Genomic DNA, 17956 nt, shown 5'->3' on the forward strand with positions numbered 1-17956 from the left:
ATGCCGAAAAGTGCCTCTGACCTCGTCACCTGCACTGTTCCGGCGAGGCTTAACACTGACTTGCCGGTGCCTTGTGACCGGCAGGCGGCTCAGAGCTTCGGGAGGATCACCAGGTCGGGCGACTCGGTGTCGTGCAGGGCGGCCAGGGTGGGGGCCCACAGCCGCTGTTTGATCACCGCCAGCGTGGGCCCGGCCTTGGGCGCCAGCTCGGCTGCGTATTTCACTGCGGTGGGCAGCACCTCGGTCTCGGCCACGGCCAGGTCGACGATGCCCGCCGCCTGCGCGTCGGTACCGCCGTAGCGCCGGCCGGTGACCATCGCCTCGTGCGCCGCGTGGGGGGTGAGCCGGCTCTGGATCAGCGAGGACATCGCCACCGTGAAGGGGATGCCGATCTCGACCTCGGGCAGGCAGAAATACCCACGGTCGGCCCGCATCACCCGGAAGTCGTGGGCCAGGGCGAAGATCCCGCCGGCGGCGAAGGCGTGGCCCTGCAGGGCGGCCACCGTGGGCACCGGCAGCTCCAGCAGCTTGGCGAAGAGCTGGTGCACGGCGATCACGTAGTCGGTGAAGCGCTGGTCGTCCTGCTCCCGCAACCACTGCAGGTCCAGACCGTTGGACCAGATCTTGCCGGTGGCGGTGGTGACCAGGGCCCGGGGACCCTCGGTGTGGGTGACGTCCTCGAGCAACCCGCTCACCGACGTCATCCATTCCGGACTGAACACGTTCTCGCCGTCTCCCAGGTCGAGCAGGAAGACGTCCTCGGTCCGGGTCAGGCTGGGCATGCTGGCGGATCCTCCTCAACGGCCGGTGAACTCGGGACGGCGGCGCTCGGTGAACGCGGCGACCGCCTCGATCAGGTCTTCCGAGGACATGAACGCCGCGTTCCAGGCCGCCACGTGCTTGAGCCCGATTTGCACCTTACTCGCCCGCTCCGCGTCCAGGACCCGCTTCACCCCCTGAACCGTCAGCGGCGGGTTGGCGGCCACCTCACCGGCGAACCGGCGGGCCGCCTCCAGGGCCTCGTCCGGCCCGGGCAGCACCTCGTTCACCAGACCGATCCGCTCGGCCCGGGCGGCGTCCACGTCCTTGCCGGTGAGGGCCAGCTCGCGAAGGTGGCCCTCACCGATGATGGCGGGCAGCCGGTGCAGGCTGCCCAGGTCGGCCACGATCGCCATCCGCACCTCCCGCACGCTGAACCGGGCCTCGGCACTGGCGTAACGCACGTCGCAGGCGGCGATCACGTCCACCCCGCCCCCGATGCACCAGCCACTCACCGCGGCCGCCACCGGTTTACGGCACTCCGCGACCGCGGTGACCGCGTCCTGCATGGCGCGGATCTCGTCGTGCAGCTCGGTGCGCGGCCCGGCCATCCCCGGGCGGCCGCTGAACATGTCCCTCCAGCGCTCGGCGAAGGCGCCGAGGTCGAGGCCGTAGGAGAAGGTGCCGCCGGCTCCGGTCAGCACCACCGCACGCACCGACTCGTCCTGGTCCAGGGCCGCGAACACCCGGGGCAGCTCGGCCCAGAAGTCCGGCCCCAGCAGGTTGCCCTTGCCCGGGCCGACCAGCGTCACCTCGGCCACCGGCCCGTCCTGCCGGACCCTCAGCGACACCAGTTCCTCGGTTGCCTCGGTCATCGCCACACCTGCTCCCCGTCGTCGGAAAACCTGTGGCCACTGTAGGTCGCGACCACCTGCCCCGGCGCCGGTGGTGCGGCAGGATGAGGCCCGCAGAAGCCCGATCTTCACCGAAGTGGCCGGGAGGCACCGATGGCAGGCAGTGGCAGCGCACCGGACCGGGACCCGGTCACCGACCTGCGCCGGATCGCCTTCCTGCTGGAGCGCTCGCTGGCCTCCTCCTACCGGGTCAAGGCGTTCCGCGGGGCCGCCTCGGCCCTGCTGCCGCTGGAGCCCGGCGAGATCCGGCAGGCCGCCGCCGACGGCAAGCTCACCGCGCTCAAGGGGGTGGGCGAGAAGTCGGCCGCGGTGATCGAGCAGTCGGTGGCCGGGCAGGTCCCGGACTACCTGGCCGACCTGGAGCAGCAGGCGCAGGAACCGCTGGCCACCGGCGGCGAGAAGCTGCGGGCAGCGCTGCGTGGCGACTGCCACAGCCATTCGGACTGGTCCGACGGCGGCTCGCCCCCGGCCGAGATGGCCTGGACGGCCAAGGAACTCGGCCACGAGTACCTGGTGCTCACCGACCACTCCCCCCGGCTGAAAGTGGCCAACGGGCTGAGTGCCGAGCGGTTGCGGCGTCAGCTCGACGTGATCGAGGTGATCAACCAGCAGCTGGCCCCGTTCCGGGTGCTCACCGGGATCGAGGTGGACATCCTCGACGACGGCAGCCTCGACCAGGACCCGGAACTGCTGGCCCGGCTCGATCTGGTGGTCGCCAGCGTGCACTCGAAGCTGGCGATGCCGGGCAAGGCGATGACCCGGCGGATGCTGGCCGCGATCGAGAACCCGCACACCGACGTCCTCGGGCACTGCACCGGCCGGATGGTGCGCCCCCGCGAGGGCCGCAACCCCAAGGGCCGCGCCGAGTCGGAGTTCGACGCGGCCGCGGTGTTCGCCGCCTGCCAGGAGCACTCCACGGCGGTCGAGATCAACAGCCGGCCCGAACGACTCGACCCGCCGCGCCGGTTGCTGCGTCAGGCGGTGGAGGCCGGCTGCATGTTCTCGATCGACACCGACGCGCACGCCCCGGGGCAGCTCGACTGGCAGATCATCGGCACCTCACGGGCCGAGGAGTGCGGGGTGACGGCCGACCGCGTGATCAACACGCTCGGGGCCGAGGAACTGCTGGAGTGGACCCGCTCGTGAGGCGCATAAAAAAGACCCCGCCGGGAGTGACCCGCGCTGCGTCCCTGACACGCAGCCCGCATCCGCTCCCGGCGAGGCATGAGAAGCCTCTCCCATGAGCGCCTCACTCGGCAACGCACTGGGCACTAAAGCAGCAAATGTTGTGAGTCCGTGACGTTGATCCACTCGGGAACCGAGGGAAACAGTCGATCTGAGGCCGACATTCCACGGATTCCGCAGATCGGGCGATTCAGCTGCTGCGCGGGACCAGGGACATCGGCAGACCGTTCTTCGGCCGCAGCGTGACCAGAGCCTCGACCTTCGGCGACCGCACCCCGGCGGGGCGGCGCACGGCCCGGTCGCGCAGCAGCCCGGCCAGCAGGAGCACCGACTCCAGCAGGGCGAAGTCACGGCCGATACACAGCCGGGGCCCGGCTCCGAAGGGCAGGTAGGCCGGGTTGCGGTCGCCCTCCCCCGGGCCCGCCCCGAGGAAGCGTTCCGGATCGAAACGCTCCGGATCGGGCCAGCTGTCGGCCCTCCGGTGCAGCAACCAGGGGCTCACGATCACCAGCGTCCCCTCGGGCACCTCGACGCCGTCGATGGTGTCGGGCCCGCTGGAACGCCGGGTGATGACCCAGGCCGGCGGGTAGAGCCGGAGCGCCTCGTCGATGACCGCGCGGGTGTAGCTGAGCTGGGGTATGTCCTTCCAGCCGGGTGGCCGGCCGCCGAGCACCTCGTCGAGCTCGGCGTACAGCCGCTGCTGCACCGCCGGCGCATCGGCGAGCAGGTGCAGGGTCCAGACCAGGCTGGAGGCGACGGTCTCGTGCCCGGCGATCACCAGGGTGACCAGCTCGTCACGCACCTCCTGGTCGGTCATCCACGGCTCGGCCGCCTCGTCGCCGTGCCCGGCGGCCCGCAGCAGAACGCTCAAAAGGTCTGTGTCGGAGGACGTTATCGGCCGGGTCAGGCGACGACCGACGATCTCGGTGATGGTCCGGTCGAGAGTCGCCACGGCAGAACGCATCCGGCGGGCCGAGAGCGTGGGCAGCCGGCCCAGGGGCCCGGCCGCCAGGGGCGAGGTGGCCCGGGCGATCACCTGCCGCAGTGCCCGGTCGACGGCGTGGACCAGCGGCTCGCCGGCATCGGCCAGGTCGTCGGCGAACAGCGTGCGGCCGACCACGGTGACCATCGCCCGCATGATCGCGGCCTCGGCGTCGATCGGGACGTAGGGCGCGGCCTGGTCCCAGGCCGCCCGCAGGTCCTCGGCCGCCCCGGCGGTGGCCGCCGCGACCTGCTCGAGACCGCCGTGGTGGAAGGCCGGCTGCATGGTGCGGCGGTGCCGGCGCCAGACCTCGCCGTCGGAGGTGAGCAGACCCGAGCCGGTGACCAGCGACAGGGCGCCGTACTGGATCGTGGCCTTGGTGTAGTTGCGGTGGTTGCGCTGCAGCACGTGCCGCGCCCCGGCGGGGGTGTTGACCAGCAGCACCGGCGTGGTCGGCATCGGGAACGCGACCAGGTCGCCGTGCCGGGCCACCGCCTGTTCCAGCCATCCCGGCGGGTTGCGCATGATCCCCGGGATGCCGGTGATCATGTCCAGCGGCAGTGGCCCGTCCGCGTCCAGCGGCGTGTAACGGGCGTTGCGGCGGGCCGTTGCGGAGCTCAGAGGTACAACCCCGTACGGTCGTCCTCGACCCGCGGGGCGGCCACCGCGTGGATGTCGCGCTCGCGCAGCAGGATGTACTGCTCGCCGTGCAGCTCCACCTCGGAGAGGTCCTCGGGGTCGTAGAGCACCCGGTCGCCGACCTGCACCTGACGCACGTGCTGACCGATCGCCACCACCTCGGACCAGGCCAGGCGCTTGCCCATCGAGGCGGTGGCCGGGATCACGATGCCGGCCCCGGAGCGGCGCTCGCCCGCGTCCTTGTCGACCGAGACCAGCAGACGGTCGTGCAGCATCCGGATCGGGAGCTTGCCGGAGTCCGGCCCGGAGGGGAAGGAACTCACCTCAGCCACGGCCCCGCACGAGGATCAGGACGCCCGCGATCACCACGAACGCCCCGGCCACGGCGGCCAGCCGCTCGGTGCGCAGTTCGCCCTCGGGGGTGTGGGTGACCGCCTGCAGCCGGGCCGAGACCAGCGCGGCGCCCTGCTGGGCGATCGCCTTCGGCTGGGCGCGGCTGCTCAGCTCGTCGATGGTGGCGGCCAGCCGCTCGCGCCGCTGCTGGATCTGCTGCTCCAGCTCCGAGGGCGTGCCGCCCGGGGCCTCGCCCGCACCGGCCGGGCCGGGGGGCCGGTTGTTGCTCGTGTTCTCGCTCACTGCAGCCTCTTTCGCCTTCTGACCGATGTCGGTGTCGCCGGGGGCGGGCGACGTCTCAGACCTGCAGCGCCTTGCGCAGCGCGGCGACGTGCCCGGTCGCCTTCACGTTGTACCGGGCCAGCTCGACCTTGCCGTCGGCGCCGACCACCACGGTGGAGCGGATGACCCCGACCACCGTCTTGCCGTACAGCTTCTTCTCGCCCCAGGCGCCGTAGGACTCAAGCACCTCGTGGGCCGGATCGGACAGCAGGGGGAAGGTGATCGCGTCGCGCTCGACGAACTGGGCCAGTTTGGCCGGCTTGTCCGGCGAGACGCCGACCACCGCGAAGCCCTCGGCCTGCAGCGCGTCCAGGCTGTCGCGGAAGTCGCAGGCCTGCTTGGTGCACCCCGGCGTCATGGCCGCCGGGTAGAAGTAGACGATGACCCGCCGGCCGGCGAAGTCCGACAGGGAGACCTCCGACTCGTCGGCGGCGGTCAGGGTGAAGGGCGGGGCGGTCTCGCCGACCTCGAGCTTGGCCACTTTTACTCCTCTGCGCAGATCGCCCAACCCTACCGGCAGGCCGGTCGCGGGCAGCATGACGTCGCCCGGTGCGCAACGGGCGTTCCGCACCACCCCCGGCACCCCCTAGGCTGGGCACCGTCGCGCGAGTGGTGTAACTGGCAGCCACGCAGGATTTAGGTTCCTGTGCCTTCGGGCGTGGGGGTTCGAATCCCCCCTCGCGCACTCTCCCCTTCTCGATCTGCCCCTTTGCGCGGAATCGGCAAATTCTTCGCCGGAAGTGACAACCAGATCGCCCGGCCCGGCGTCCTATAGGTGGCCACGGGTCCTGCCGACTCGTTCGCCACGGGCACTTCCGTTCGAGAGACAAAGGGCTGGCGGTTTGACGACGCTACGGGTGGGGCGCCTCAGCGTGTCCCGGATGCAGGCCGAGAACTGGCTGCTCGACCACACCGCGGGCGGCCGGACGGCCCTGGGCTACCCGGCCTACGACGAGTACCGGGCCGACGTCCGGAGCGCGCCGCTCGACGAGGCCGACCTGCTCGCCCCGGCCCTGCTGGCCGCCCCGCCCGCACCGAGCGACTACTACTGGCTGCGGCAGCGTCTGCCGGTGCTCAACCAGGCCCTGGAGTCGATCGCCCCGAACGCCCGGATCGCCGACGGCTCCACCCCCGCAGGCCTGATCGAACCGCTCTTCGCCGTGCTCGACGAGGCCGGCGGGGCCGAGGTCGGCCCAGCCACCCTGAGCCGGATCCTGCACCGTAAGCGCCCCTGGTTCATCCCTTTGTGGGACCGGCAGATCGGCTCCTGCTACCTCGCCGACGACGCGCCCACCACCGGCCCGGCCGGCGGTTCGGCCGTACGCCTGGCCGTCGCCGTGCAGCAGGATCTGGCCGCCGCCCCGGAGGTCTGGGCCGGGTTGGCCGGCATCGCCGACCGGCCACCGATCAGCCCGCTGCGAGCGCTGGCCGTGGTGGCGGCGCACCTGGGCGGAGCCGCCGGCGGCGTGCCGGAACCGCGCGACCGCAGCGGCGCCCAGGTCTGACATCCCCCTCGCGCACCGTCGCGCCTCGCCTGCTCTGCGTGACTTGCACCACAGAACCGATTGCGGACGTCGGTAGGCCTGTGTGGACGTCGGCCCACCACAGCGGGTTTCGGGGTCCGCTCGAACGATGTCTCGCAGGGCGAGACCCCAGCGATCACCTCTTGAGCGTTTCTGGGACGTGACTTAACGTGGACGCAGGTCATGAGCGCCAGCGACAAGCCCCGGCTCGCTGGCCGGCAACCCTCCTCCGCGGTGGGGTGCTCCGGGTGAAGACCTGGCGGCGGCCAAACGGTCCGCCGCAAGCGCGGACCCGTGCATTCGGGTCCCTGAACCAAGGAGCCCGGCATGTCCGCATCCTTCCGTAACACCCGCTACCGCCAGGCCCACCAGGGTGTCGCCACCCCGGCCGGCGGTATCGCCACCTTCTCCTCGCCCGAGGTCGCCCGACCCGGCGCACCGACGGCAACGTTGACACCGGCCCGCCTGCCGATCGGCCCGCTGCTGCCGGTGGTCGGCGGCAACCTGGCCGCCCCGCTGGCCGGGGGCCGCACCGCCCGCGCGGTCAACCTCGACTACGCGGCGAGCGCCCCGGCGCTGCAGGCGGTGGCCGACCACGTGGCCGAGGTCCTGCCCTACTACGCCAGCGTGCACCGCGGGGCCGGCTACGCCTCCCAGGTCAGCACCGCGCTGTACGAGAGCGCCCGGCAGACCGTGGGTGCGTTCGTCGGCGCCCGCCCCGGCGACCTGACGATCTTCACCCGCAACACCACCGACGCCCTGAACCTGCTGGCCCACGCGGTCCCGGCCGACGGCGAGGTGATCGTGCTGGACGCCGAGCACCACGCCAACCTGCTGCCCTGGACCAGCCGCCCGCATCGGCTGATCCCGACCGCCGGCACGATCGCCGACACGGTCGCCGCGCTGGAGGCCGCCCTCGCCGAGCGCCCGGCCGCGCTGGTCACGGTGACCGGCTGTAGCAACGTCACCGGTGAGATCCTGCCGATCGCCGAGATCGCCCGGATCGCCCACGCCCACGGCGCCCGGATCGCCGTCGACGGCGCCCAGCTGGTGCCGCACCGCAAGGTCGACATCGCCGCGCTCGACGTGGACTACCTGGCCTTCTCCGGCCACAAGATCTACGCGCCGTTCGGCTCGGGCGTGCTGATCGGGCGCTCCGACTGGCTCGACGCGGCGCCGCCGCACCAGGCCGGCGGCGGGGCCGTGCGCTCGGTGAACGCCGAGGGCCAGGCCGACTGGACCACCGGCGTGGCCCGGCACGAGGGCGGCACCCCGAACGTGGTCGGCGCCGCGGCCCTGGCCGCCGCCTGCCGGGCGATCGCCGAACTGCCGGAGGACGCGATCGAGGAGCACGAGGCCGCGCTGTCGGCCCGGCTGCTCGAGGGCCTGACCCAGATCCCCGGTGTGCGGGTGCTGCGGGCCTGGTCCGACAGCACCGACCGGGTCGGCGTGGTCGGCTTCACGATCGAGGGCCACGAGGCCGCCCGGGTCGCGGTGTACCTGTCCGCCGAGCACGGGGTGGGGGTGCGCGACGGCAAGTTCTGCGCTCACCCGCTGCTCAACCGGCTCGGGGTCACCGGCGGCGCGCTGCGGGCCAGCCTGGGCCTGGGCTCGCGCAGCGAGGACGTGGAGCGCCTGGTGCACGCCGTGCGCACGCTGGTCACCGACGGCGAGAAGCTGGACTACGAGCTGATCGACGGCGCCTGGGCCCCGGTGAACGACGACCGCCCGGCCCCGAGCTGGTCCACCTGGGGTGCCACCAACCCGGTGGACAAGGGCTCGGAGTGCGGTTTCTGAGTCAGCGGCGGCGGCACCTCGTGAGCGGGAACGCTCACGGGGTGCGCAGCCCGGGCTCCGAGGTCTGAGCCACCACCTCGGCGACCTGAGGCCAGGACATCGGCCGCCCGTACAGCCAGCCCTGCCCCCGGTCGGCGGCCACCGCCCGGCAGCGCTCGGCCTCGGCCTCGTTCTCGATGCCCTCCATCACCACCCGGATCCCGAGCCGGTGCGACATCCGGATCACCCCGTCGACGATCGCCACCGTCTTGGCCTCCGACAGCAGGCTCTGGGTCAGCGTCTTGTCGAACTTCAGCACCTGCACCGGCAGCCGGCGCAGGTAGCCCAGGGCCGAGTAGCCGGTGCCGAAGTCGTCGATCGCCAGTTCCACCCCCAGCCCGCGCAGCTCGGCCAGCACCCCGATCGCCGGGTCGCCCTCGTCGACCAGGATCGCCTCGGTGATCTCGACGACCACCAGCCGGGCGGGGATGCCGAGGTGGCCCAGCTGCGAGCGGATCAGGTCGACGAAGCCGGGGGCGCGCAGCTGGATCGGTGAGGCGTTGACCGAGAGGCTGAGCCCGGCCCGGAACACCCCGGCCCGGGCGGCCGCGGCCAGGGTCTCGCCGATCAGGTGCTCGCCGAGCGCCACCACCATCCCGGTCTGCTCGGCCACCGCGATGAACTCGTCCGGCGGGATCGGGCCGAGCTCCTCGTCCTTCCAGCGGGCCAGCGACTCGAAGCCGCTGAGCCGGCCGTCGGTCAGGTCGACGATGGGCTGGCCGACGGTGTGCACCGAGCCGGCCGCGATGGCCAGGCGCAGCCGGTGCTCCAGCCGCAGCCGGCGTTCGCGCTGGGCGGCCACCGGGCCGGTGTAGACCTCGACCGAGGCGCGCCCCGAAGCCTTGGCCGCGACCAGGGCGGCGGTCGACTCGGCCAGCCCCTCGATCCGATTCCCGTCGCCGTGGGCCCGCACCCCGGAGTCGGGTTCCGGCAGCAGGCGCCCCACTCCCACACTCGCCGACAGGCCCGCCCCGGGAGCTTCACCTTCCAACGCCGTCCCCACCGCCGTCCTCAATCTCTCACCCAGCACCGCACCCGCGGCGAGGTCGCCGGGGGCGAGCACGACGAACTCGTCGGCCCCGGTACGCGCCACCATCACCTCGGCCGGGCCGAACTCCCGCAGGGCCCGGGCGGCGGCGACCAGCAGCCGGTCTCCCCCGCCCTGCCCGAGCCGGTCGTTGATCTCCTTGAAGCCGTCCAGGTCGAGGGTGAGCACCGCCCACGGCCGGTGCCCGAGGTGCAGCTCGCCGATCCGTTCCATCAGCGCCCGCCGGTTCGGCAGGCCGGTCAGCGCGTCCCGGAAGGCCTGGCTGCGCAGCCGCTGGGTGAGCCGCAGACGCAGGTAGGCGCTGATCAGCTCGCGGGCCAGGAGCAGCAGGCCGAGCACCCCGCCCAGCGCCAGGCTGCCGCGGGCCAGGGCGTCCTGGCCGTCCGAGCGCGCCAGCAGCATCGCGGCGGCCACGGCCAGGAAGGTGAGCACCACCGTGACCTGGGCGGCGACGACCTCCTGGCGGTCGCGGGTGCCGTCCGAGTCTGCGGTGGGGTTGGAGCGGCGGTAGCGCACCAGGGCCACGGCCATCAGCGGCCAGGCCAGCGACCACAGGGCCATCGCCTGCCAGGGCACCGGCCGGGCCACCTCCCCCGCGGCGAGCAGCATGACGCTGAGGTCGGCCAACCCGTGGAAGATCACGCCGGGCACGGCCGGCCACAGCCGGCAGCCGGTGTCGCGCAGGCAGACCATCAGGACGATGCCCAGGATCGAGCAGTCGGTGAAGACGATGACCCCGTTGATCACCGCGTCGCCGGTGAGCTCCTGACCCGCCCCGACCAGTCCGGTGCGCCAGCACAGCAGGGTGATGCCGCAGGCCAGCAGCAGGGCGTCGAGGCCGAGCCGGACGCCCGGCCAGTCGGCGCGGGAGCTGCGCGGGGCCCGGATCAGCGCGTACACCCCGAACGGGGCGGCCAGTGCGGAGATCGCGTCGCCCGGGGCCGGGTAGCCCATCACGTCGTCCAGATGGTCCACGGCGAGCACCACCTCGCCCGCACCCCAGATCATCATCGCCGTGCCCAGCAACAGCCGGAACGCTTCGTAGGGCATCCCGCGGACACGCCCGCTGCCGGCCACGGCCACCACGGCCCCGGACGCCAGCGCGCTGAGGCCCGATGCCCAGAGGCCGAAGCCTTCGGTGAGCCGGCCGGAGACGGTGAGGCCGAGGACGGCCGACCCGAGCGCGGCGATCAGGCCGAGGGCCAGCAGAACGCCGAGGGCGGTCGTCAGGACCGGCGGCTCGTCGGCGCTCCGGTGCGGGCGAGGCGAATTCTCGATGTCCGAACTCTAGCCAATTTTGGCCACTCTGCGTGCCCGTTCGATTGCTTTCAGGTAACCGTCACCAAGATCCAGTGCCAGCCGGTGGCTCCGTCCGGAGCAGGCGGAGCGGTCTCGCCGACCTGGACCGCCCCGTCACGGTCGGTAGCCCGCACGTCGATCCGGTGGGAGCCCGGGGTGGCGTCCCAGGCCAGGTACCACTGCCGCCAGGTGTCCACACTCGCCTCCGCGGCCAGGGTGGCCGGCTGCCACTCGCCCTCGTCGATCCGGACCTCGACCGCGTCGATCCCCCGGTGCTCGGCCCAGGCGATCCCGGCCACCATCACCTTCCCGGCCGGGATCTCGTCGCCGGTGGCGGGCACGTCGATCCGCGACGACGTCTTCACCGGCCCGAGCGCCGACCAGCCCCGCGGGGTCCAGTAGCCCTCGGCCCGGTCGAAGCGGGTGACCTCCAGGTCGACCACCCACTTGGTGGCCGAGACGTAGCCGTACAGGCCGGGGACCACCATCCGGACCGGGAAGCCGTGCTCCAGCGGGAGCGGCTCACCGTTCATCCCGATCGCCAAGAGCGAGTCCCGGCCGTCGGTCAGGGCCTGGATCGGGGTACCGGCCGTCCAGCCGTCCGAGCTCTTCGACAGCACCATGTCGGCCTGCCCGTCGACCCCGGCCCGTTCCAGCAGCGGCTCGATCGGCAGCCCGAGCCAGCGCGCGGTGCTGGTCAGGTCGCCGCCGACCTCGTTGGACACGCACATCAGGGTGAGATCGCGCTCGACGAGGTCCGAGCCGATCAGCTCGTCCCAGGTCAGGGTGACCTCCTGCTCGACCATCCCGTGGATGCGCAGCGACCAGTCCTCGGCCCGCAGCAGCGGCACGCTGAGCGCGGTGTCGATCCGGTAGAAGTCGTCGTTCGCGGTGATGAACGGCTCGACCCCCTTCACCCCGACCTCCACCCCCGAGGGCAGCGCCGGGGCCGGATCGGCGGCGGTCGGCAACCGGACCGCCTCGCGCGAGGTCTCGGCCCCCCGCAGCCGCGCCCCCAGCCAGTTGCCGATGCCCCCGGTGGCCACCCCCACTGCGAACACGGCGCCCAGACCGAGCGCGGCCCGACGGCCGGTGAGCTCCCGGGAGGCCGTGGCCGGCGGGGCGGCCTGATGCTCGCGGACCAGACGGGCCAGCGTCTTGAGCACGAACATGCCCGCGGCGGCCCCGGCCAGGCTGGGCAGGGCGGCGAAGGCGGTGGACTCGGGCCGGGTGGCGGCGGCGAACGCGGCCAGCGCACCGAGGCCGAGCACCAGCCAGGTACCGGCCACCCCGGTGCGGCTGCGCACCGACAGCACCCCGGCCAGGGCCGACAGCAACGCGGCGACCAGGTAGGCCACGCCCAGCAGGACCTGCTTGTCGTGGCTGCCGAAGGTGCTGATTGCGAAGTCCTTCAGCCCGGCCGGCACGTTGTCCACCACCACGTCGCCGAGCGCGATGATCGGCGCCGCGGGCGGTGCGACCAGACCGGCGATCACCTCGGCCAGACCCAGCGCGAACACCCCGGCGGCCAGGCCGGCCGCGGCCCCGAGACCCAGAAGCCTGTTCACCGGTCCTCCCCGGCCCGGACCAGCCCGCTCTCGTAGGCCAGCACCACCGCCTGGGCCCGGTCGCGCAGGTCCATCTTGCTCAGGATCCGGCCCACGTGGGTCTTCACCGTCTGCTCGCCCAGCACCAGGTGGGCGGCGATCTCGGCGTTCGACAGGCCGCCGGCGATCAGGGCCAGCACCTCGGTCTCGCGCGGGGTGAGCGCCCGCAGCTTCTCGGCCGGGCGGCCGTCGGCGGCCGGGCGCCGGGCGAACTCGGCGATCAGCCGCCGGGTCACGGTCGGCGCCAGCAGTCCCTCCCCCGAGGCCACCACCCGCACCGCCTGCACCAGTTCGTCGGCCCGGGCGTCCTTCAGCAGGAATCCGCTGGCCCCGGCCCGGAGCGCCTCGAACACGTAGTCGTCCAGGTCGAAGGTGGTCAGGATGAGCACCTTCGGGTGCCGGCCGCCGGGCAGCGCCATGATCTGCCGGGTGGCCTCGATCCCGTTCAGGTTCGGCATCCGCACGTCCATCAGCACCACGTCGGGCAGCATCGTGCGGGTGACGTGCACGGCCTCCACCCCGTCGGCAGCCGCGCCGACGATCTCCAGATCGGGCTGGGCCCCCAGCAGGGCGGAGAATCCCTCCCGCACCATTGCCTGGTCGTCGACCACCACGATCCGCGTCATCCCGGTCCTCTGCACGCCTCAGTACACCTCACCTGCCCGCACCGGGATCGCCCGGCAGGAACAGCTGCACCACGAACCCGTCGGCGGTCGGCCCCACCTGCAGCCGGCCGCCCGCGGCAGCAGCGCGCTCCCGCATACCGATGATGCCGTGCCCGCTCTCGGTCACCGCACCCACGTCGGTCCAGGCGGTGCTGCCGTCGTCCGAGCGTGGCAGAGCCGGCGCCGCACCCCCCACCAGCCCGTTCGTCACCCCCACGGCCACTCCGGAGGTGTCGGCGTGAACCTCCAGCCGGACCGGCGTGCCCGGCGCGTGCCGCGAGGCGTTGGCCAGCGCCTCCTGGACGATCCGGTACCCGGCCAGTGACCGGCCCTCGCGCAGCACCCCGACGTCGCCGGTGACCTGGGCGTCGAGCTGCACCCCGGCCCGCCGGGTGGTCTCGACCAGCTCCGGCAGCAGGTGCAGGCCAGGCTGCGGGGCGTTCTCGGGCTGGGCGTTCTCCTGCCGCAGCACCGCCAGCAGGGCGCGGGTCTCGGTGAGGGCCGAGCGGGCGGTCTCGGAGATCGACTGCATCTCGTCGCGGGCGGCCTGGTCGAGGCCCGGCACCCGGTACTGCGCGGTCTCGGCCTGCACCACCACCAGGGACATGTGGTGGGCGACGATGTCGTGCAGGTCGCGGGCCAGCCGGGTGCGTTCCTCCAGGACCACCCGCCGGGCCCGCTCGCTCTCGCTCACCTCGGTCTGCGCCCGCAGCGCCCACCCGGCCCGGAGCAGGCGCCCGCTGAGCACCCCGACCAGGGCGATCGAGGCCAGGCCGGCGGCCCAGCCGTTCCCGGCCGCCGGATCGTCCACGCCCCACCAGAAGAGCAGCGTGACCAGCAGCCAGGCCCCGGCCGCCTCGCGCAGCGAACCCCGCACGCAACTGGCGAAGAGCAGCGCGAACAGGATCAGCCCGTGCACCACCAGCCACGGCCAGGGGGCTGAGTTCAGCACCGGCAGCAGGGCCCCGAGCACGAACGCGGTCGCGGTGCTGAACACCAGGGCCGGCAGCGGGCGGCTGACCGCGAGCAGCAGCGGTGCGCACACCAGGATCGCGACGAAGAACATCGGCCCGCGGCCGGTGGCATCGATGTCGTAGGTGGTCTCGGCGCTGCCGAAGGCGATCCAGAAGAAGACGAAGGTGACCAGCACCAGCAACCGCAGCAACCAGCGCGGCACCTTCGGCCCGGCCGGTTGCAGCAGGTCCACCAGCGGGTCGGTGGCGGTGGTGAGAACCGTTCGGACGCGGCCGGGTTCCTTCTTCACACGCACGCGCTCCCGGCGCTTGCGACGGAACGGGTTCAGGGCCATGGGCCGACTTTAGGCGGGGGCGGGCGCCGGCCGCGTCACTCTGCAGAGTTACCTGCCCGCCCCCGGCTCACTCCTGGGTATCAGGGGCGATATCGCTCCTCAGCGCGATGATCCGCACCCCACCGGATTCCTACCTTCTCGGCCTACCCCGCTGCCGGAGACACCGGCCGCCGGGTCTGGAGGAGCGGTGACACAGCGGATTCTGGCCGTTCTGGCCGGCGCGATGGTGGTTTTCGCGCTCGGCGGCTGGGGGCAGACGGTCGAGGGGACCGGCTCGCCGGACGCCCAGACGGCCGCGGCGGTACGGGCCCTGGGCAGCTCGGAGCAGCAGTTGCCGGCCCAGTTCGCAGACGTCCGGGGGTACGAACCGGAAATCGTCCGCCTGCCCTCGGGTGACCTGGTCCCGGTAACGCCGCACGGCGGGTGCTCCTCACCGTTCGGCGGATCTCCCTACGGCTTCTCCGACGCCTGCCGTCAGCATGACCTGGGGTACGACCTGCTGCGGTACGCCGAGGCCGAGGGACACGCGCTCGGGCCCTGGGCCCGCAAGGCGATCGATGCCCAGTTCGCCCGTCAGACCTTCGGCACCTGCGACGACCCGGGCTGCTGGATGATGGCCTCGCTCTACGTCGGGGTGGTCGAGTTCAACTCCTGGAGACAGGGTTACGGAGCTCCGCACCCCGAGACCCTGGCCGCGCTGCTGGGCCCGGTGGTGGCCGGAGCCCTGACCGGCGCAGGCCTCTGGGTACTGCTGCGGCGGAACTGGGACGGCATCGAACTGCCCCGGCCGGTGCTGGTCGGTGCACGATGAAAAGCCGAACAATGGACGATCGGGGCCGCCGAAGCGGGAACGGCTGGGTTCGGATGCGGGGTTGGGTCGCGCGACGGGGTTGGCAGACGGCCGGGGCGGCCGGGATGCTGGCGCTCGTGCTGCCCTCCCGGCTGCTGCCCCACCCGCTGCCGGTGGACCTCGCGATCGGTGCCGTGGCTGCGCTGTTGGGGTACCTCCTGGCCGCGGGAGCGCGGTCGGCTGTGCGAGCCGTCCTCCCCCGTGCCCCGGCCCTGTCGAGGCTGGCCCTGCTTCTGACCATCACCCTGATGGTCACGGCCGGCCTGCGGACCCGGGCCCGGCTGATCGACCTACGTACGGAAATCGGGCTTCCGGGAAGCGCTTCGGACGCCACCTACCACGCTGTGGTGGCCGTACTGGGTGCTTCGCTGTCGGCGGCGCTGGTCGTGGGTCTGGTGAGCTTGCTGCGGCGCCTGTCCTGGCCGCATCTGGCCTTCCTGGCCGCGCTGCCGCTGGTGTTCGGCGTGCTGGTCTCGGCCCGTTCCGGCCCGCAGAGCCTGGGCCCCAAGGGAGCCGAGTTCCTGGCCGACGCGAGAGATGCCGCGACCATCAGCGCGATCACGCAGCGCCCGGCCAGCACGCCGCACCGGATCTACATCCCCCTCGATGCCGCGCCCAGTCACCGCGGCCGGGCTCGGGCCGCCGTCGAGGCCACCGCGGGCGACGGCGGATTCGACACGGCCGCAGTACTTCTCATCATCCCGACAGGATCCGGATGGGTGAACCCGCGGATCGCCCGCACCGTCGAGGAACTGTACGACGGAGACCTGACCACGGTGGCGGTGCAGTACGGCACCACGCCGAGCTGGCAGGCCTATCTGCGGGGCGGCGCCGGGGTGCAGGAGAGCGCCCAGGAGCTGATCCGGGACATGCGCACCCGGATCGACCAACTGCCGGCCGGACGGCGGCCGAAGCTGCTGGTCTACGGCGAGAGCCTGGGCGCCTGGGGCCTGCTGCCCGCACTGGACCGGCCGGACTCCGGGGTGGATGCCGCTCTGCTGACCGGGGTTCCGGGAAACCCACAGATCAGCAGCACCGACACGGCTGTGCTGAACCACCCCGACGATCCGGTGCCGGGGTGGTCGCTGCACCTGCCCCCGGTCTCGTTCCTGCGGGCCTCGGCCGACGCGATCGCCTCGGAGGCCGTGCCGATCGGGCACGGCCACCGCTACGGCGCCGAGACGACCGCGGCCTGGTGCGGACTTCTGCAGCTGCCCTCGTGCAGGGGCTAGTTCAGGATCGAGCCGAGTTCGGCGGCCAGCAGCCGGAAGGCCTTGCCCCGGTGGCTGATCGCGTTCTTCTCGTCGGCGCTCAGCTCGGCGGCGGAGCGGGTCTCGCCCTCGGGCAGCAGGATCGGGTCGTAGCCGAAACCGTTGCTGCCCCGCGGTTCCCGCAGCAGGGTGCCGGGCATCGTGCCGTGCCAGACCTTTTCCGTACCGTCGGGCAGGGCCAGGGCGGCGGCGCAGGCGAAGTGGGCCTGGCGGTGCTCGTCCGGCACGTCGCCGAGCTGGGCCAGGAGCAGGTTCAGGTTGGCCTGGTCGTCGCCGTGCCGGCCGGACCAGCGGGCGCTGAACACCCCGGGCGAGCCGCCGAGCACCCGCACCGCCAGGCCGGAGTCGTCGGCGATCGCCGGCAACTGCGTGGCCCGGGCCACCGCGTGCGCCTTGAGCAGGGCGTTCTCGGCGAAGGTGACGCCGGTCTCGACCACGTCGGGCACCTCGGGGAAGGAGTCCATCCCGAGCAGTTCGGCCGGCACCCCGGCAGCGCCGAGGATCTGCCGCAGCTCGACCACCTTGCCGGCGTTGTGGGTGGCCAGAACCAGCTGCCGGGTGCTCACTTCAGCCCCAGGGCGCCGAGCTGCAGGGCGGTCAGTTCGGCGCAGCCGGCCGCGCCCAGGTCGAGCAGGGCGTTCAGCTCCTCACGGTCGAAGGGGGTGCCCTCGGCCGTGCCCTGCACCTCGACGAAGCGACCGTCGCCGGTGCAGACGATGTTCATGTCGGTGCCGGCGTTGACGTCCTCCTCGTAGCAGAGGTCGAGCACCGGCCGGCCCTTGACGATGCCGACGCTGACCGCGGCGACGGAGTCGCGCAGCGGGGTGGCGTTGAACGAGCGCAGCAGCTTCTTCGGGCGGGCGAACTCGATCGCGTCGGCCAGGGCCACGTAGGCGCCGGTGATCGCCGCGGTGCGGGTGCCGCCGTCGGCCTGCAGCACGTCGCAGTCCAGCACGATGGTGTTCTCACCGAGCTCGCGGGTGTCCACCACCGCGCGCAGGCTCCGGCCGATCAGCCGGGAGATCTCGTGGGTGCGCCCACCGATCTTGCCCTTGACCGACTCCCGGTCGCCGCGGGTGTTGGTGGCCCGGGGCAGCATCGCGTACTCCGCGGTGACCCAGCCCTGCCCGCTGCCCTTGCGCCAGCGCGGCACCCCCTCGGTGAACGACGCGGCGCACAGCACCCGGGTGCGGCCGAACTCCACCAGGACGCTGCCCTCGGCGTGGTCCAGCCAGTTCCGGGTGATCTTGATGTCGCGCAGCTGGGCACTGGTGCGGCCGTCGACGCGGACGTCGGTGGTGGTCGTTGACATGGTGAGGAGCCTACGGGCTACCCACCCGGCCATCCGCCCAAGGGGCGGCCGCCACGACCGGGGCCCACCGACGTCCTCAGTT

Annotated in this window: 17 protein-coding genes, 1 tRNA gene and 1 riboswitch; of the genes, 6 read left to right on the forward strand and 12 right to left on the reverse strand. The window is 72.7% G+C overall.

Features of this window, described 5'->3' with window-relative positions; genetic code table 11:
• Positions 1–89: 89 nt before the first annotated feature.
• On the reverse strand, positions 90–782 hold the full coding sequence (locus LWF15_RS04320; RefSeq protein WP_232809037.1) for an enoyl-CoA hydratase-related protein: 693 nt from the start codon (positions 780–782) through the stop codon (positions 90–92).
• A 15-nt stretch (positions 783–797) separates the two neighbouring features.
• Positions 798–1634 carry a crotonase/enoyl-CoA hydratase family protein gene (locus tag LWF15_RS04325; RefSeq protein WP_232809038.1) on the reverse strand — a complete coding sequence of 279 codons (837 nt, stop codon included), beginning with the start codon at positions 1632–1634 and terminating at the stop codon, positions 798–800.
• A gap of 132 nt (positions 1635–1766) precedes the next feature.
• Between LWF15_RS04325 and LWF15_RS04330 the strand changes: the two genes are divergently transcribed.
• Positions 1767–2819, forward strand: coding sequence for a PHP domain-containing protein (locus tag LWF15_RS04330; protein ID WP_232809039.1), 1053 nt, complete (start codon positions 1767–1769; stop codon positions 2817–2819).
• 229 nt (positions 2820–3048) lie between these two features.
• Here the strand turns inward: LWF15_RS04330 and LWF15_RS04335 are convergent, their stop codons facing one another.
• The 4 genes from LWF15_RS04335 to bcp all read right to left on the reverse strand — a co-directional run bounded on the left by LWF15_RS04335 (position 3049) and on the right by bcp (position 5635).
• Positions 3049–4389: a cytochrome P450 gene (locus LWF15_RS04335; RefSeq protein ID WP_232809040.1), complete on the reverse strand. Its 1341-nt coding sequence runs from the start codon at positions 4387–4389 to the stop codon at positions 3049–3051.
• Between the two features lie 68 nt (positions 4390–4457).
• Entirely contained in the window at positions 4458–4754 is a 297-nt protein-coding gene (locus LWF15_RS04340; RefSeq protein ID WP_269809639.1) for a GroES family chaperonin, read from the reverse strand.
• A gap of 49 nt (positions 4755–4803) precedes the next feature.
• Positions 4804–5115 carry a DUF3618 domain-containing protein gene (locus tag LWF15_RS04345; RefSeq protein WP_232809042.1) on the reverse strand — a complete coding sequence of 104 codons (312 nt, stop codon included), beginning with the start codon at positions 5113–5115 and terminating at the stop codon, positions 4804–4806.
• 55 nt (positions 5116–5170) lie between these two features.
• Positions 5171–5635, reverse strand: coding sequence for a thioredoxin-dependent thiol peroxidase (bcp, locus tag LWF15_RS04350; RefSeq protein WP_232809043.1), 465 nt, complete (start codon positions 5633–5635; stop codon positions 5171–5173).
• A 122-nt stretch (positions 5636–5757) separates the two neighbouring features.
• Here bcp and LWF15_RS04355 point away from each other — a divergent pair.
• From LWF15_RS04355 to LWF15_RS04365, 3 genes are all read left to right on the forward strand, one after another.
• A tRNA-Leu gene (locus LWF15_RS04355) sits at positions 5758–5839 on the forward strand.
• A gap of 196 nt (positions 5840–6035) precedes the next feature.
• Positions 6036–6659 carry a DUF6308 family protein gene (locus LWF15_RS04360; protein ID WP_232809044.1) on the forward strand — a complete coding sequence of 208 codons (624 nt, stop codon included), beginning with the start codon at positions 6036–6038 and terminating at the stop codon, positions 6657–6659.
• A gap of 197 nt (positions 6660–6856) precedes the next feature.
• Positions 6857–6970, forward strand: a riboswitch (SAM riboswitch).
• A 34-nt stretch (positions 6971–7004) separates the two neighbouring features.
• A complete protein-coding gene (locus tag LWF15_RS04365; RefSeq protein WP_232809045.1) occupies positions 7005–8474 on the forward strand; it encodes an aminotransferase class V-fold PLP-dependent enzyme in 1470 nt (489 codons plus the stop codon).
• Positions 8475–8508: 34 nt separating this feature from the next.
• On the opposite strand, the gene LWF15_RS04370 is transcribed toward LWF15_RS04365, so the two are convergent.
• From LWF15_RS04370 to LWF15_RS35970, 4 genes are all read right to left on the reverse strand, one after another.
• Positions 8509–10611, reverse strand: coding sequence for a putative bifunctional diguanylate cyclase/phosphodiesterase (locus tag LWF15_RS04370; RefSeq protein ID WP_232809046.1), 2103 nt, complete (start codon positions 10609–10611; stop codon positions 8509–8511).
• Positions 10612–10889: 278 nt separating this feature from the next.
• Entirely contained in the window at positions 10890–12428 is a 1539-nt protein-coding gene (locus tag LWF15_RS04375) for a molybdopterin-dependent oxidoreductase (protein ID WP_232809047.1), read from the reverse strand.
• Entirely contained in the window at positions 12425–13093 is a 669-nt protein-coding gene (locus tag LWF15_RS04380; RefSeq protein WP_232809048.1) for a response regulator, read from the reverse strand. Before LWF15_RS04380 ends, LWF15_RS04375 begins: the two co-directional genes overlap by 4 nt.
• Before the next feature lie 28 nt (positions 13094–13121).
• Positions 13122–14441, reverse strand: a complete 1320-nt coding sequence (locus LWF15_RS35970; RefSeq protein WP_269809576.1) for a sensor histidine kinase — start codon at positions 14439–14441, stop codon at positions 13122–13124.
• 187 nt (positions 14442–14628) lie between these two features.
• Between LWF15_RS35970 and LWF15_RS04390 the strand changes: the two genes are divergently transcribed.
• Positions 14629–15252 (forward strand): phospholipase, encoded by a 624-nt coding sequence (locus LWF15_RS04390; RefSeq protein ID WP_232809049.1) that lies wholly within the window; start codon positions 14629–14631, stop codon positions 15250–15252.
• Positions 15253–15356: 104 nt separating this feature from the next.
• Positions 15357–16523: an alpha/beta-hydrolase family protein gene (locus LWF15_RS04395; protein WP_232809050.1), complete on the forward strand. Its 1167-nt coding sequence runs from the start codon at positions 15357–15359 to the stop codon at positions 16521–16523.
• On the opposite strand, the gene rdgB is transcribed toward LWF15_RS04395, so the two are convergent.
• Together rdgB and rph are read right to left on the reverse strand one after the other, a co-directional pair.
• Positions 16520–17128, reverse strand: coding sequence for an RdgB/HAM1 family non-canonical purine NTP pyrophosphatase (rdgB, locus tag LWF15_RS04400; protein ID WP_232809051.1), 609 nt, complete (start codon positions 17126–17128; stop codon positions 16520–16522). The two genes, LWF15_RS04395 and rdgB, sit on opposite strands and share 4 nt — an antisense overlap.
• Positions 17125–17874: a ribonuclease PH gene (gene rph, locus LWF15_RS04405; RefSeq protein WP_232809052.1), complete on the reverse strand. Its 750-nt coding sequence runs from the start codon at positions 17872–17874 to the stop codon at positions 17125–17127. The genes rdgB and rph overlap by 4 nt, the downstream gene beginning before the upstream one ends.
• Between the last annotated feature and the right edge of the window lie 82 nt (positions 17875–17956).

The sequence above is a fragment of the Kineosporia rhizophila genome, assembly GCF_021277265.1.
Lineage (GTDB): Bacteria > Actinomycetota > Actinomycetes > Actinomycetales > Kineosporiaceae > Kineosporia > Kineosporia rhizophila.

Excerpts from the sequence above, each read along its gene's own strand:
- rph (WP_232809052.1), bottom strand. The coding sequence starts at position 17,874 with ATGTCAACGACCACCACCGACGTCCGCGTCGACGGCCGCACCAGTGCC.
- LWF15_RS04380 (WP_232809048.1), bottom strand. The coding sequence starts at position 13,093 with ATGACGCGGATCGTGGTGGTCGACGACCAGGCAATGGTGCGGGAGGGA.
- LWF15_RS04320 (WP_232809037.1), bottom strand. The coding sequence starts at position 782 with ATGCCCAGCCTGACCCGGACCGAGGACGTCTTCCTGCTCGACCTGGGA.
- LWF15_RS04370 (WP_232809046.1), bottom strand. The coding sequence starts at position 10,611 with ATGCCCTACGAAGCGTTCCGGCTGTTGCTGGGCACGGCGATGATGATC.
- LWF15_RS04330 (WP_232809039.1), top strand. The coding sequence starts at position 1,767 with ATGGCAGGCAGTGGCAGCGCACCGGACCGGGACCCGGTCACCGACCTG.
- LWF15_RS04340 (WP_269809639.1), bottom strand. The coding sequence starts at position 4,754 with ATGCTGCACGACCGTCTGCTGGTCTCGGTCGACAAGGACGCGGGCGAG.
- LWF15_RS04360 (WP_232809044.1), top strand. The coding sequence starts at position 6,036 with ATGCAGGCCGAGAACTGGCTGCTCGACCACACCGCGGGCGGCCGGACG.
- LWF15_RS04325 (WP_232809038.1), bottom strand. The coding sequence starts at position 1,634 with ATGACCGAGGCAACCGAGGAACTGGTGTCGCTGAGGGTCCGGCAGGAC.
- LWF15_RS04395 (WP_232809050.1), top strand. The coding sequence starts at position 15,357 with ATGCTGGCGCTCGTGCTGCCCTCCCGGCTGCTGCCCCACCCGCTGCCG.
- LWF15_RS04335 (WP_232809040.1), bottom strand. The coding sequence starts at position 4,389 with ATGATCACCGGCATCCCGGGGATCATGCGCAACCCGCCGGGATGGCTG.
- LWF15_RS35970 (WP_269809576.1), bottom strand. The coding sequence starts at position 14,441 with ATGGCCCTGAACCCGTTCCGTCGCAAGCGCCGGGAGCGCGTGCGTGTG.
- LWF15_RS04365 (WP_232809045.1), top strand. The coding sequence starts at position 7,005 with ATGTCCGCATCCTTCCGTAACACCCGCTACCGCCAGGCCCACCAGGGT.